Origin of the sequence: Haloarcula sp. JP-Z28, assembly GCF_011440255.1 — an archaeon.
GTDB lineage: Archaea > Halobacteriota > Halobacteria > Halobacteriales > Haloarculaceae > Haloarcula > Haloarcula marismortui.
Genome location: NZ_JAAOHT010000015.1, coordinates 1 through 14,334 on the forward strand (window position 1 = coordinate 1; position 14,334 = coordinate 14,334).

Annotated in this window: 15 protein-coding genes and 1 pseudogene; 9 read left to right on the forward strand and 7 right to left on the reverse strand. The window is 64.2% G+C overall.

Annotated elements, in window-relative coordinates; translation table 11 throughout:
- Positions 1 to 414: pseudogene (locus G9463_RS08235) on the reverse strand (recombinase RecJ); the annotation flags it as partial.
- 43 nt (positions 415 to 457) lie between these two features.
- A complete protein-coding gene (locus G9463_RS08240) occupies positions 458 to 922 on the reverse strand; it encodes a universal stress protein (protein ID WP_004958790.1) in 465 nt (154 codons plus the stop codon).
- Positions 923 to 1,046: 124 nt separating this feature from the next.
- Here G9463_RS08240 and G9463_RS08245 point away from each other — a divergent pair, with 124 nt between their 5' ends.
- The gene (locus G9463_RS08245; RefSeq protein ID WP_004958792.1) at positions 1,047 to 1,481 is read left to right on the forward strand and encodes a universal stress protein; all 435 of its coding nucleotides are present in this window, start codon (positions 1,047 to 1,049) and stop codon (positions 1,479 to 1,481) included.
- Here G9463_RS08245 and G9463_RS08250 read toward each other — a convergent pair.
- Both G9463_RS08250 and G9463_RS08255 read right to left on the reverse strand, forming a co-directional pair.
- Positions 1,478 to 1,999 (reverse strand): GNAT family N-acetyltransferase, encoded by a 522-nt coding sequence (locus tag G9463_RS08250; RefSeq protein WP_004958795.1) that lies wholly within the window; start codon positions 1,997 to 1,999, stop codon positions 1,478 to 1,480. The two genes, G9463_RS08245 and G9463_RS08250, sit on opposite strands and share 4 nt — an antisense overlap.
- Positions 1,996 to 2,367: a universal stress protein gene (locus G9463_RS08255; RefSeq protein ID WP_165896441.1), complete on the reverse strand. Its 372-nt coding sequence runs from the start codon at positions 2,365 to 2,367 to the stop codon at positions 1,996 to 1,998. Before G9463_RS08255 ends, G9463_RS08250 begins: the two co-directional genes overlap by 4 nt.
- A gap of 115 nt (positions 2,368 to 2,482) precedes the next feature.
- On the opposite strand from G9463_RS08255, the gene G9463_RS08260 reads away from it, so the two are divergent.
- Together G9463_RS08260 and G9463_RS08265 are read left to right on the forward strand one after the other, a co-directional pair.
- A complete protein-coding gene (locus tag G9463_RS08260) occupies positions 2,483 to 3,208 on the forward strand; it encodes a DUF5806 family protein (RefSeq protein WP_007189328.1) in 726 nt (241 codons plus the stop codon).
- 11 nt (positions 3,209 to 3,219) lie between these two features.
- A complete protein-coding gene (locus G9463_RS08265) occupies positions 3,220 to 3,645 on the forward strand; it encodes a hypothetical protein (RefSeq protein ID WP_004958803.1) in 426 nt (141 codons plus the stop codon).
- A 33-nt stretch (positions 3,646 to 3,678) separates the two neighbouring features.
- On the opposite strand, the gene G9463_RS08270 is transcribed toward G9463_RS08265, so the two are convergent.
- On the reverse strand, positions 3,679 to 4,197 hold the full coding sequence (locus G9463_RS08270; RefSeq protein WP_004958806.1) for a hypothetical protein: 519 nt from the start codon (positions 4,195 to 4,197) through the stop codon (positions 3,679 to 3,681).
- Positions 4,198 to 4,283: 86 nt separating this feature from the next.
- Between G9463_RS08270 and G9463_RS08275 the strand changes: the two genes are divergently transcribed.
- The 5 genes from G9463_RS08275 (at position 4,284) to G9463_RS08295 (ending at position 11,175) form a co-directional block, all read left to right on the forward strand.
- The gene (locus G9463_RS08275) at positions 4,284 to 6,956 is read left to right on the forward strand and encodes an ABC transporter ATP-binding protein (RefSeq protein ID WP_165896442.1); all 2,673 of its coding nucleotides are present in this window, start codon (positions 4,284 to 4,286) and stop codon (positions 6,954 to 6,956) included.
- Positions 6,957 to 7,053: 97 nt separating this feature from the next.
- Positions 7,054 to 8,781 (forward strand): ABC transporter substrate-binding protein, encoded by a 1,728-nt coding sequence (locus G9463_RS08280; RefSeq protein ID WP_165896443.1) that lies wholly within the window; start codon positions 7,054 to 7,056, stop codon positions 8,779 to 8,781.
- Positions 8,782 to 8,801: 20 nt separating this feature from the next.
- A complete protein-coding gene (locus G9463_RS08285; protein ID WP_193569571.1) occupies positions 8,802 to 9,884 on the forward strand; it encodes an ABC transporter permease in 1,083 nt (360 codons plus the stop codon).
- Entirely contained in the window at positions 9,881 to 10,810 is a 930-nt protein-coding gene (locus tag G9463_RS08290) for an ABC transporter permease (RefSeq protein WP_004958818.1), read from the forward strand. The genes G9463_RS08285 and G9463_RS08290 overlap by 4 nt, the downstream gene beginning before the upstream one ends.
- Positions 10,810 to 11,175, forward strand: a complete 366-nt coding sequence (locus G9463_RS08295; protein ID WP_165896445.1) for a hypothetical protein — start codon at positions 10,810 to 10,812, stop codon at positions 11,173 to 11,175. Before G9463_RS08290 ends, G9463_RS08295 begins: the two co-directional genes overlap by 1 nt.
- Here G9463_RS08295 and G9463_RS08300 read toward each other — a convergent pair.
- Both G9463_RS08300 and G9463_RS08305 read right to left on the reverse strand, forming a co-directional pair.
- A complete protein-coding gene (locus tag G9463_RS08300) occupies positions 11,167 to 12,498 on the reverse strand; it encodes a dihydroorotase (RefSeq protein ID WP_165896446.1) in 1,332 nt (443 codons plus the stop codon). The genes G9463_RS08295 and G9463_RS08300 overlap by 9 nt on opposite strands.
- 24 nt (positions 12,499 to 12,522) lie before the next feature.
- A complete protein-coding gene (locus G9463_RS08305; RefSeq protein ID WP_165896447.1) occupies positions 12,523 to 13,206 on the reverse strand; it encodes a lipoate--protein ligase family protein in 684 nt (227 codons plus the stop codon).
- 225 nt (positions 13,207 to 13,431) lie between these two features.
- On the opposite strand from G9463_RS08305, the gene G9463_RS08310 reads away from it, so the two are divergent.
- Complete coding sequence (locus tag G9463_RS08310; RefSeq protein WP_165896448.1) at positions 13,432 to 14,286, forward strand: hypothetical protein; 855 nt, start codon at positions 13,432 to 13,434, stop codon at positions 14,284 to 14,286.
- Positions 14,287 to 14,334 lie beyond the last annotated feature (48 nt).

The following is a 14,334-nucleotide window of genomic DNA, read 5'->3' on the forward strand; positions in this document are numbered from 1 at the left end:
GGCGAGGTCGTCGGGCCACTGGTGGTGGTCGAACCAGACGACCCGCTCGGCGGTGTCGACCAGTGAATCGAGCGGGGCGATGTCGGACTCGCGGTCGGGACAGAGGTCACAGATGAAGACGGTCGCGTCGGGGTCGGCGTACTCGGCGGTCCATTCGAGCGCCTCCGTGAGTTCATGCGGGCCGGCGGGCAGCAGCGCGCCTTCGCCGTGAGCTTCACGAATCAGCGCGGTACAGGCCAGTCCGTCAGCGTCCGGGTCGGCGATAACAATGACGCCAGCGTCGGTCAGCGTCTCTGCGGCTTCGGCTTCGGCTTGCTCTTCTTCGTAGGAATCCGGAATAAAAAACCCCTCACCGGGGAGTACAGATTTGCGGCCGATAGAGAGGCGGTCGTCGTCGATGAGCCAATCGTCCATGCCACAGCAAGCGGGTGGGGCGTCAAGAAGCCGTCGGGTTCCGTTACACGCCCTCGCGCTCGGGGTTTGGTTCGCCTTCGAGCTGGCGGACCGTCAGCACCGGCATGGGAGCCTCCCGGACGAGTTCCTCGGCGACACTGCCCAGCAGATAGCCGTGTTCGCCGTGGCGGCCACGGGTCCCGCTGACGATGACATCGGCGTCGTGTTCCATTGCGTACGTGCAGATTTCGTCGGCCGGGTCGCCCTCCCGAACAGCAGTGACGAGTTCCTCGTCTGCTTCGGCGTCGGCGGCCTCCAGAATGAACGAGAGGGCGCGGCCGCCAGTGGTCGCCAGCGCGCGCTCCAGCGCCTCGCGGACCTCTTCGGGAGTCGTCTCAACCTCGCCGGTGTCGACGACGTACAGCCCGTGGACAGTTGCGTCGAAGCGTGCTGCCAGGTCCAGCGCCGCCTCGACGGCCCGCTCTGCGCTGCCGGAGCCGTCCGTGGCGATGACCACCGTATCGAACATACACCACGCATCGAAGCCGCGACTAAATACACTGTTGGTCACGGCGAGGGACTCGCCATATGACACGACGTTACCGGCTCGAACCCCGGTGGATTTTTGCCGACCGGGGTCACAGTGGCGAGTGATGGATATCGACCTCGTACTCGCGCCGGTCGACGGCAGCGACCAGTCGGAACGAGCGGCCGAGTACGCGATCGCCGTTGCGGAGCGGTATGACGCCGACCTCCACCTGCTGTTCGTCATCGACGAACGACTTCACCAGGATATCGATAGCGGCGACGTGAGCGCGACCGCGATCGCCGAGGAGCACCAGGCGTTCACCGAGAACATCCGAGACCGGTTCCGCGACGCACACGACGGCGTGTTCGAAACGTCGTCCGCGACCGCGTTCTCAGAGACACGACTCATGCAGACGCCGGGCAGCGTCGTCCTCGACGTGGCGGAGGACCTCGATTCGGATTTTATCGTCGTCCCACGCGAGGAAGGAAGCGAAGAGGCCGTCGGGCGCGCGGCGATCTACGTCATCGAATACGCTAGCCAGCCGGTCCTCACCGTTTAGATTCGGATCGCCATCTCTATTTCGAAGCTCTCGGCGCTACTGATCTCGAACCCGACCTTCTCGTACAGCGAGATCGCCGGGTCGTTCCACCGCTCGACGGTGAGCCAGACATGGTCGATGCCTTTACTCTGTCCCTGACCCAGCAGCGTCTCGACCAGCGCTGTCCCGATACCAGCACCCTGGTAGGCCTGTAACACGAAGATAGCGAGTTCGTGCTCGTCCTCGTTGTCCGGGACTAGCGTCGCGTGGCCGGCGACAGTGTCGTCGTGTTTGGCAACGACGTTGACACAGTCGCCGTCGAGGATCGTGTCGAGCCACTCGCGGATAGCTTCCTCTTTGACCGGTGGGATGCCTTGCGCCCGGTCGGCGGGGTCGAAGTCGAGGTACATCTCGACGAGGCTCTCCGTATCGGCGTCGTCCGCAGGGATGACGTCGATGGAGCGGTCCTCGCGGTCGGTGATCGTCCGCGGTGGCTGTGGGAACTCTTCGGCGGGTTCGTCTGGGTAGGTGCGAGTCATCGGATGAGAGTCACCGGCGTCTGTGCGTTCAGCAGGACGAACTCGACAATGGGGCCGAGCTGTATCTTTCCGAGCGGCGAGCGGCCGCCGCCGCCGAGGACGATTCTATCGAACCCTTCGCTCTCAGCGATGTTCACCAGCTCACTTCCCGGTGAGGTGCCTTCGACACGGCGAAGCGGGGGTTCGAGCCCGCTTTCGTCGATACGCTCCTGTATCCGTTGCTGGACCGCTTCGAGGTCGGCGTCGTTGTCTTCGTTGTCGAAGGCAGCGACGGTCAGTTCGTCGCCTGTTTCCGCGACGCGGTCGAGTGTTTCGGTCAGTGCCTGGTAGGACAGTTCGCTGCCTCCGACACCGAGCAGTATTTTCATAGTCGGGCCATGCATGGGAGCGGTAAAAAAGCCACCCGGCTGAACTGTCGGGGAAAGACCATGACAGCGGGGCGGCGGCGATACCCTTTTTCACCGCGGGCACGCATGCTCGGCTATGACTGAGGGCGCACCGCCGGACGAGACGGATGTCGAGGCGGCAGACGACGGTTCGGCCGGCCACCAGCCGGACGACCCGGCGGCCGCGGATGACGGGGCCGACGAGGCCGACGCCACGGACAACGGCCCTGCGGCCACTGAACAGACAGCACCGGCTGAGCCAACCAGCGGGACAGCGGTTTCTGAAGCCAGTGACGTCCCGTCCGACGTACAAAAGTACGACCGCTTCAAGAAAATCGAGGGCGGGACCTACGACCGCGCGAACGATTTCCTCCGGGACCGGACGTACATCACCGCCCGCGAGTGGGCCATCGCCCGCCTCTGTGCTGACTTCCGGACCGAAACTGGCGTCGAGATGACGAAAATCGGGGAGAACCTCCCAGAACTCGTCCCGTTCATGACGGACACGTACACGCCACAGGCGGTCAATCAGGCCCGCGCTGCCTTCGAGGACAAAGTCCGGAAGGCCGGCGCAACGTTCCTCTATGGCGCGATGTGTGACTTCTTCACCGCTGAGGACCTTGACGACGTGATGTACGAGGCCACCGAGGTCGCAAAATTCCTCCTCGAAGTCGAGGGTGTCGACCTCGCCGTCGAGGACGAGATGGAGGCCGAAGACCGGATCTCCTCGGTGATGCGGGAGGTCCGCGAGCAGTCGGCGGCGCTGCGACACGACGAGGTGTGTTGTCCGGAGTGTGGCAATGAATTCCAAGCTGACGAGTAGCCACGGCTGAGATGGACGACATCGACCCCGACGCCCAGCCGTCGATGTCGGTCCACGAAGCGACACAGAAAGTGCTACGGACCGACCTGGCCATCGGCATCGGCGGCGCGGTGCTTGGCTATGCTGAGGCAGGGACAGCCCTGTTCGACGTACTGCCGGTAGTTGTCGGGTTCGGTCTCCTGACGGGTATCGCAGTGGCTGTCGTCGAACACGACGCAGTCCCGGGCGTCTATCCGGAGGTCGCCGCACTGGCGTCGTTCGTCGTGCTTGCCGGGGCTGTTGCCGGCCTCGTAACGCTCTCCGATGCGCCGATAACACTCGTACTCGCGGCCGTCCTCTCGGGCTTCGGTGTCGGTGTCATCGGTAACCGGGTGCTCTATGGCATCGCCTTCGACGTGCCGGCGTACCGATTGACCCAGGTGCGTGAGCAGTCATAGTCACGCAACTGGGGACCGGTCTTAGACTGGCGTTCAGTCAGGGAAGAACGGCTCAGGGTCCTCGTGAGTGACGGTAACTACCTCGTCGTCGCTGAGCGGTCGGATATGCGAGTACAGTCCGTGGTCGGCGGCGACCTGCGAGAGGTCCGCGCGCTCGGTCCGGTCGTAGTATAGCGGCACGAGCACGGCGAGGTCGTCGCCACATTCCAGCGCGACAAGCAGGAACACCATCCCGTCGTCGGTCGCCCGAAACACCTCGGAGCGGTCGACGGTGCGGTCTTCGAGCGCGTCGGCGACGCGCCGGAACTCATCGCCGGGAACCACGACATCAAAGCCGAGTCGCCGGGTTTCGGGCTCGTACTCGCCGGTCTGTTCGGCCATCGTCCGCGGCTCACCGGTCAGCACCGTCACGTCGCCGGGGTGGAGTTCGATAGCCTCGCGCCCGTCGTCTCGGTACTGTGTGGCCGTCGCAGCCATATCCTCGATGACCTGCTCCCAGTGACCGACGACACGGTCGAAGGGGTTAGATTCGGGGTCGGCAGGGTCGTTCATACGTCGAGTGTGGCGGCGGCCGGGATAAATTGTTGGTGGGACAGTGGCACAACAGTTTTACTGGTATTTTGAGAAGAAGGGGACAGATGCGCGACCTCTTAACATTATCTGACCTCCGTACCCAGTTCGAGACGGACCGCGGCACCGTCAAAGCCGTCGACGGCATCGACCTCACTGTCAGGGAGGGGGAAACCGTCGGTCTGGTCGGCGAATCCGGATCGGGGAAATCTGTCACAGCGTTATCGGCAATGGATATCGTCGACGAGCCCGGACACATCGCCGGCGGGCAGATCCGGTTTGGCGCACTTGGGACAGTCACACGGCTGTCCCGGCAGTATCCGAAGGCAGTACGGACAGCCGACGAGGGCAGCGGCTTCATCACCATCGACGCGGCGACGGTCGACCGGAGTCGGCTCCCCGCGTCGCTTGAGACGACGACCGATGACCGGACGCTGGCAAAGCAGTTCATTCAGGAAGCCCCAAAGAAGGCCCTCCCGGAGACCGGTGACGCGCCCGTCACGATTACCGACGGCTACGTTGACCTGACGGCAGCCCCGGAGCGGGTGATGCGGGACATCCGCGGCGGCGATATGGGGATGATCTTCCAGGACCCGATGACCTCGCTGAATCCCGCGATAACGGTCGGGGAACAGGTCGCGGAGAGCCTGCGCCTTCACCGGTACGGGAGCAAGCGAAACGACTCGTGGTTCAACGCCGTCCGTGAGATCACGCCCTCGATCAGCCGGGGCAGCGAGATGGACGAAGAGATCCGGTCTGACGTTATCTCGCTGCTGGAGGAGGTCGGTATCCCGGAACCGGCCGACCGTGTCAACGAGTACCCCCACGAGTTCTCCGGCGGGATGCGCCAGCGCGTGCTCATCGCCATCGCGCTGGCGTGTCGCCCGAAGCTGCTGGTCGCCGACGAGCCGACGACGGCGCTCGACGTGACCATTCAGGCGCAGATTCTGGACCTCATCGACGACCTGCAGGCGGACCTCGGGATGTCGGTGCTGTTCATCACGCACGACCTCGGCGTCGTCGCGGAGACCTGCGACCGCGTCGCCGTGATGTACGCCGGCGAAATCGTCGAGGAAGGGCCGGTCGAGGAGATATTCCAGAACCCATCACACCCGTACACGTACACGCTCCTCGAATCGATACCGGGCGAGGGGACAGAGCGACTGACGCCAATCGAAGGGAACGTCCCCAGCCTCATCGACATGCCCAGTGGCTGCCACTTCGCCGACCGCTGTCCGTGGGCCGAACCCGAGTGTCGTGAGGGCGAGATTCCGTCTCTCCAGCACGGTCCGGACGATGTCACCCACCGCTCGAAGTGCATCCACGAATCGTTCGACACGAGCGAGTACGGCACCGGCGACACCGGCGTTGCCGCGACGGAGACGACGCGAACGGACAGACAGCTCATGGAAGTCGACGGGCTGAAAAAACACTTCTCGCGGGCCGACGACCTGCTGGACAAGTACATTGGACGCGAGCCGGAGTCAGTCAAGGCCGTCGACGGCGTCTCGATGGACATCTACGAGGGCGAGACGCTGGGGCTCGTCGGCGAGTCCGGCTGTGGGAAATCGACGACCGGGCGAACCATCCTCCGGCTACTCGAACCGACAGATGGGAAAGTAGTTTTCGCCGGGCAAGACCTTTCGGAGCTTGATAAAAGTGGCCTGCGAGAGGTGCGTCGGGACCTGCAGATGATTTTCCAAGACCCGATGTCCAGCCTCGACCCACGGATGACCGTCGGCCAGACGATTATGGAGCCGCTGAAAATTCATGACCTCCCGGAAGACACCGGTGACGGCTCACGCCGCGAGCAGCGGGTCGAGCGCGTGGCGGACCTCATGGAGGCGGTGGGACTCGACCCAGACCAGTACGACCGCTACCCGCACGAACTGTCCGGCGGGCAGCGCCAGCGCGTCGGCATCGCCCGCGCGCTCGCAGTCGACCCCGATTTCATCGTCTGTGACGAGCCCGTTTCGGCGCTGGACGTGAGCGTGCAGGCCCAGATAATCAATCTCCTGGAGGACCTCCAGCATGAGTTCGGCCTGACGTATCTGTTCATCGCTCACGATCTGAGCGTGGTTCGCCACATCTGTGACCGCGTCGCGGTGATGTATCTCGGCGAGGTAGTCGAAGTCGCCGACACGCCGGACCTGTTTGCGGACCCGAAACACCCCTATACGCGAGCGCTCATGTCGGCGATTCCGGAACCGGACCCGACCGTGGAAGCCGACCGGATACTGCTGAAGGGCGACGTTCCATCACCGATTGACCCACCGTCGGGCTGTCACTTCCGGACTCGCTGTCCCGAGGTCATCCCACCAGATATCGACATCGAGCAGGAGACGTACCGCGAGGTAATGGACTACCGGCAACGGGTCGAGGACGAGGCCATCTCCATCGATGCAGTTCGGGAGCAGGCCGGAGACGCCGACAGCGCCACAGCGGCGACGGACGGCGGCGCGAACCTCACCGAGCCGCCGAGCGGCAGGGGACAGGTGCCGATGTCCGCGTTCAAACAGACGATGTTCGACCGGTTCTTCGAAACGGACCTGGCCGGAGAGAACCGCCGCGTCGTCGAAACGTCGATTGAGCATCTCGCGGACGAGGACTGGGACGCCGCCGCATCGGTGCTACAGGATCGATTCGAGAGCGTCTGTGAGACACAGCACCCCGAACTCCAGCCGGACTCCCACCCAGCAGCGTGTCACCTTTACGACCAGAATGACAGCGACAGTACCTGAATAATATTACTTAGCTGCACATAACTCTCAGGAGATATATAGCAGAATCATTGTTCTATCCGGTACAATTATAATAGATCTGTTTGAACAAAGTCCCATGTCATCCGGTGATTCTATCGACAGACGAAGCTTCCTTACCGCGGCCGGCAGTGCCGCGGCAGCCGCAACGCTCGCAGGTTGTTCCGGCGACGGCGGTGATGGTGGCGGAACCGAAGGTGGAGACGGTGGAGATGGGAACAGTAGCGACGGCGGCGACGGTGGAAGCGACCAGACGCTCGTGTACGCCCGCGGTGACCACCCCGAAAACTACGACCCACAGCAGTCAACCAGCGGCGAGGTGGCGAAGGTCACCAATCAGGTGTTTGACACCCTCATCCAGTTCGCAGCCGGGAGCGGCGGCCAGCTCGAAGACGCGCTCGCAACCGACTACACTCTCGAGGGAACCACCGCAACGCTGACCCTCCGAGAGGGTGTGATGTTCCACAACGGCGAGGAGTTCACCGCGTCAGACTTCAAGGCGACCTGGCAGCGGTTCACCCAGAGCGACTACGAGTACTACCTCGGCGATGATACCCGGTCGGGGTACGGTCCGTTCACGCTTGGCGACTGGATCGAAAGCGTCGACGCGAGTCAGGACTACGAGCTGACAATCGAGCTTACACAGCAGTTCGCGCCGTTCCTGCGGAACCTCGCGATGTTCGCCTCGGCAGTCCTCTCGAAAGCCCAGATCGAATCGCTGGGCGACAGTCAGGCCGACCTCGGAAGTGAACCCGCAGGCACTGGAGCCTTCCAGTTCGATACCCTTGACAACCCGAACGAGCGTATTCGGTTGACGGCCAACAACGATTACTGGGGTGACGGCCCGAACGTCGGGACGGTCATCTTCAAGACCATCACCGAAAACAGCACGCGAGTGCAGGACGTCATCAACGGGGCCTCACACATCACGGACAATCTCGACTCCTCCGGATTCCAGCGCGCCGAGGAAAGCGGAACGGCGACGCTGCTGCGGAAGGACGGCATCAACCACGGCTACATGGCGATGAACATGGCCCGATTCGAGCCGTTCCGGGACCGGCAGGTCCGCCAGGCCATCGCCCACGCTGTCAACACCGAGGCCATCGTCAACCAGATCTATCAGGGCTTTGCAACGCAGGCCTCCCAGCCGCTCCCGCCGGACGTGCTCGGACACAACGACGACCTCGACCCGTATCCGACGGACAAGGAGCAGGCGCAATCGATGCTCGAAGAGGCGGGCTACGGCGACGGCTTCGAGTTCGAACTCGCGACGTTCTCGAACCCTCGGGGATACAACCCCAGCCCGGTCAACACGGCGAATCAGGTGAAATCAGACCTAGAAGAGATCGGTCTGACGGTCAACATCAACCAGTTCTCCAACTTCGGGCCGTATCTGGACTACACGTCGGCCGGGAAACACGACGCGTGTTTCCTCGGCTGGTACACCGACAACGCCGATCCGGACAACTTCCTGTACGTCCTGCTGGACCCGCAGGTGGAGATGGACGCCGTCCCCGACGGGCAGGACTGGGTCAGTTTCGATTCCGACGGGTACAACACCCTCAACGTGTCCGGATGGGCCAACACCGACTACATGGAACTCGTCCGGGAAGCCCAGCGGACCTACGCGGAGGGCGACCGCGAGACGATGTACGAAGAGGCCAGCCAGCTAGCCTACGACGAGTCTCCGTGGGTGTTCCTCGACTACGCCGAGACGCTCAGAGCAGTCAACGAGACTGTCGTTGAAGACTCCTACACCGTCAGCTCTGTCGGTGGCCCGTATCTTAACACGGTCGAGCTGCAGTAGCGCTCTAAGAGAACTTTCGAATGAACTGGACACAGTTTCTTTTCAGGCTGGTCGAGCCGGTGGTACCGCCACGGTTCGTCATCAAGCGGCTGCTGTTGCTCATCCCAGTCCTGTTCGGCGTCGCATCGGTCGTCTTCGCGATCCTCCACCTGGCTCCGGGGGACCCGGCTATCATTATTGCCGGCCAGCGAGCGTCGGCCGAACAGCTAGAACAGATACGTGTTGAGCTGGGACTTCGGCGGCCGCTCTGGGAACAGTACTTGAGCTTCCTGTGGGACGCAGCGCGGTTCGACTTCGGCCAGTCCTACAGCATCAGCCGCGGGAACAGCGTCCGCTCGGTCATCTCGGACCGACTCCCCATCACGCTCGAACTCGCGATTTACGGCCAGGCGGCGGGCATCCTGCTCGGACTGCCACTGGGCATCATCTCCGCGGTCAAGCAGGACTCACTGACGGACCACGTCACTCGGATCGGGGCGCTGACTGGTATCTCGGTCCCGATATTCTGGTCCGGACCGTTGCTCATCCTGCTGTTCTCGACGTATCTCGATGTGTTCCCGACCAGTGGCCGCATCAAGTCGACGTTGTTCCTGCCCGACACCTGGACGCTGTTCGGCCGTGAGCTGCCCCTGACCGGGATGATAACGCTCGATACGATCCTGCTTGGAAACACCGAGGCGTTCCTCTCGGCGGCCCATCACCTGTTCCTGCCGGCGGTGGTCATCGGCGTCTACTCGACGGCGCTCATCTCCCGGATGATGCGCTCCTCGATGCTCGAAGTCATCCGTCAGGACTACATCCGGACCGCGCGGGCGAAAGGGCAGGGCGCGAAGATCACGCTGATGAAACACGGCTTCCGGAACGCGCTGATTCCGGTCGTCACCGTCATCGGCATCCAGTTCGGCACGCTGCTGGGCGGGGCAGTCCTGACCGAAACCGTGTTCGGTATCAACGGGATGGGGCTGACTATCGTCACCGCCATCGGCGTCTCTGACTACCCGGTGGTTCAGGGAACGGTGCTCACCTTCGCCCTGCTGTTCACGCTCGTGAACCTCTTCGTCGATGTCACCTATAGCTATCTCGACCCACGGATTCAACAATGAGTACGGACACCGAGACACGGGGCACGTTGGGACGCCTGCGGGCGTCCCCGTTCCTCGCCGACCTGCTGACGAACCGCCTCGCCGTCGTCGGGCTGACGATTATCCTCAGCATGGCCGCTGTCGCCATCTACGCCCGCGTGACCTACGACTTCGGCGCGCTTACGAGCTCGCAGCTCGGCACCGAAATCGCCGACCGCGCGCCGCCCGGCTGGCTCGGTCCCGCTCCGGCGAACCAGCAACTGTTCGGCACGGACGCGGCGGCCCGTGACATCTACAAGCGGAGCCTATACGGTGCGTGGTTGGCCCTGAAGTTCGGGACGATCACGGTTGGGACCTCGACGACCGTTGGTGTCGGCCTGGGGATTATTGCGGCGTATTACGGCGATGTGACCGACAACGTCATCATGCGGACGATGGATGTGCTGCTGGCGTTCCCGCCACTGTTGCTCGCCCTCGCGCTGGTCGCCATCTTCCCACGGGACCTGGGGCTCTGGCGGGCCGTGGTGGCGCTCGTGCTGGTGTACACGCCGCGGTTCGCCCGGGTTGTCCGCGGTGCCGCGCTCAAAGTGCTCGAAGACGAGTACGTCGACGCCACGGTCGCGCTTGGCGCGACTGATCCGCGAGTTCTGATCCGGCACATCCTGCCGAACACGCTCGCGCCAATTACCGTCCAGTCCACGCTGAACTTTGGACTCGCCATTATCGACCTCGCTGCGCTGTCGTTCCTCGGGTTCGGTGCGCAGGCAGGGACGCCATCGTGGGGCCTGATGCTATCCCGCGGTGTCGAGAACGGACTCCTGACCGGCGAGTGGTGGCTCTCCTTCTTCCCAGGGCTGTTCCTCGCAATCACCGTGCTCGGGTTCAATCTGCTCGGTGACGGGATGCGCGACGCACTCGATCCGCGGATGCGCGACGCGATTGACTGATGGCCCAGCGTGGTGACCCACCGCCACTCCGGCAGTACGTCGCGGTCCGTGCACGACTGGTGGGGAGCGGACTGGTCGTCGGCCTCCTGCTTGGTAGCCTGGGAATGGCAGGCTGGACGCTCTACACCGGTGATGCGCGGTCGAGTGAAGCGACGGTGTTCGCCCTCGGCGCGCTGGTGTTCGGCTTTGGCCTGCTGGGCTGGTCTGGGTCGATACTCGCCGGCCGCGGCATCGAAGCTATGCAGGAACACATGGACACGCGAAGCAACTGGACCGAACGCGATTCGCGGCGGGCAATGGCCCGGCTCTGTGGCGGTGGCGGCGGGATAATGGTTGGGACGTCAGTCGTCGCGGCGTTACTCTAGCCGCTCGCTGTCCGCACCGCGGACGTTTTCGCCCTGATGATCGTAGAACACGTCCTCTTGAGCAGTGCTGTCGTCGGCTTCCAGCGCGTCGCCGCGCTCGTAGACGACCGTCCCCCGGACCATCGTCCATTCAGGGAACACCGCATCGTGGCCCTCGAACGGCGTCCAGTCGCATTTCGAGTGGAGCGCCGCACCGCTGATCTCACTCGTCTCGGTCGTGTCGACGAGCACGAGGTCGGCGTCCTTGCCGGCTTCGATGGCACCCTTCTGTGGGATGTCGAACACGTCGGCCGGGTTGCGTGCAGTGAGGTCCCGAACACGCTCGTAGGTGAGCCCGCTGTCCGGGTCACGAGCTTCAGCCAGTAGGAGCGGGAGGACCGTCTCGACACCGGGGACGCCCGACGGCGCGTCCCAAATGCCGGCGTCTTTCTCCTCGCGGGTGTGTGGCGCGTGGTCCGTCGCGATCATATCGACGGTGCCGTCCACGACGCGCTCGTAGAGCTTTTGACGGCGTTTTTCGCGGCGCAGAGGCGGGTTCATCCGCCCGAACGTGCCCAGCTCCGAGAGGTCGCGCCGAGAGAGCAACAGGTGATGTGGCGTCACCTCGGTCGTCATCCCGGCCTCGCTGGCAATGTCAACACCCTCCGGGGTGGACGTGTGCGCGATGTGTATCGTCGCATCGTGTTTCTGCGCGACTTCGCAGGCCCGCTCGACGGCTTTCTCTTCGGCCTTTGCAGTCCGGAACGCGCTCCAGGCATCCGCGTCGTCGCGGGCCTTGGCGTCGTCGTTGAAGTAATCGGCGTCCTCAGCGTGGACGGTGACCGGCACGTCGTTGTCGGTGGCAGCTTCCAGTGCGTCTGCGAACAGGTCGGCCTCGATACCCATGTCACCGGTTGAGTCCGCGAGGAACACTTCGCCGAGTGCGAACAGCCGACGGCGCAGGAGGACGTTCGGAATCCAGTCGGCCGTGACGCCGCCGTTGATACCCCAGTCGACGACAGAGTCGGCAGCGAACTCGGCTTTCTGGTCGAACGACTCGCCGTCGATGGTTGGCGGGTCGGTGTTTGGCTGGTCGACGACAGCCGTAACGCCACCGGCCGCCGCGGACCGGGACCCGCTCTCCCACGTCTCCTTGTGGGGGTAGCCGGGCTGGCGGAAGTGGACATGAACGTCAATCATTCCCGGGAACAACCGCTTGCCGGTCGCTTCGATAACGTGCTGGTCGGACGCGTCGAGGTCGCGGCCGACCTCGGCGATGGACTCGCCACGAACCCGGACATCCCGCTGACGGCCGTCCAGCAGCGTCGCGTTACGGATGAGCATACGCCCAGTCGGCCGGGCGCGCCCCTAAGTCTCTCGGATAGCGCTCACCGACACGTCGCGGCCATCAGCCAGCGACCGCTCCAGCGCCGCGATGACCTGTTCAGCGTCGTCGGTCCCCCCAGCGTTGGCGACGCTCCCGACGCTCTGTGGATCGAACGGGACATCGAGTGACTCGTAGATGGGAGCCAGCACCTCAGCGATAGCCTCGTGGTCTCGAACGACGACGATGCCGCCGATAACAGCGACGGACTGGCGGACACGCTGGGCGAGCCCCGAGATTTTCCCGTCGGCCTGAATCGAGTGGCTCCCCGGACAGAACGCGGCGTCCGGTTCCCCGGTCCGGGCGGTGATGCCGCAGTCCTCAAGTGCGCGCTGCACAGCGGTTTTAGCCCACTCGTAGCGGTCATCAATAGTTCCTCGCGGGTCCTCGGTCGGGACGGCGAGGGAGAACGAGACAGTCGACCCGGTGTAGGCGACGGCGCGACCTCCCACGGCGCGCTCGATGACAGTGTACCCCCGGTCGCGAGCGGCCCGGCACGCCCGGTCATAGCCGTCGCTGTTCGCGTCACGGCGGCCGAACGCGACCTGTCTGTGCGGTCGCCAGACTCGCAGGGCTGGCTCGCGGTCTTCGGCGACCGTTTCGGCTATCTCGCGGGTCCGCTCGAAGTCGGTTTCGGGGTCGGTGGCGCGGCCCCGTAGCAGACGCATAACCGAGCGGTACGGTCCCGTCGGATTAAAACAGTCCGCCGGTCCAACAGGTGACCCCGCAGCGGTGGATAGCGAACAGGCGACACATGGCCGTCGCGGCGGGACGTGTCGCACACCCGCTGCCCCCGCCGCGGTCGTCGTCAGCGCACACGAAGCGGTGGCCCCGGGATAGCTCTTGAACCTTCGGACGACAGAGCCATACCGATACACCCCTAATCGCCGTCGATGCCCGTCACGATATCGCGGGATGTGCTTTTCCAGTACTACCGGTTCTCCCTGTACAACTCGCCGTTCGACGCCCACGACGAGGGATGTGCTATCGACCTCTACCCCGACGGCGAACGTGCGCCGTCGCCGGTCGCCGGCGAGGTCGTCGATACGAAGACGGTTCAGGCCCCACCAAAGGCCTACGCGGCCGAGCACGACCACCTCATTTTGATTGATACCGGCGACACTGTGGCGCGGTTACTGCACGTCAACCCGGCCGTCGAACCCGGCGAGACGGTCGCTGTCGGCGATGACCTCGGAGCGCTGGTGCGGGCGGGCTTTTTCGCGCCGTGGGTTCCGAACCACATCCACCTCGGCTTCCGCGACCCTGATGCGAACCCCTACCGGGCGTCGGGGTCGCTGCCGGTCGACGTGGCCGCCGACGTGACGCCGGTGTTCTGGGACGGGACCGGCACCGTCGTTGACGGCGGCGAAACGTGGGCCCGACTCGACGAACCTGCCCATCCGGCCCCCGGTGACTCCTTCGTCGGCATCGCCAACGATGTTGGCGGCGACGGTTCGGGCGTTCTCGACGGCGGCTTGCCCCACTACTCGGGCGGTGGCCTGCTGGGCGATGATAATGCTGGCGCCGCGGCTCTTGCAGGCCAGCACGTCGGGACAGCCGACGGCCGTACGGTCGCGTGGGACGACGTGGCCGTGCTGGCAAACGGCGAGCCCATAACCGGTATCGCGCTGTTCTGTGGCCGCGAGCGCTTCGGTGCGAAGCTCGTTGGCGAGGGCATCGACCTGTCCGTTGGCGACGAGGTACGCGTGACCGTCGAGCGGGCCGCAGCCGGTGACGACTCTACGTAGCTATGACTTCCCGTAGCGCTCGGTGCGGGCCTGCTCCGCCTGTTCGTA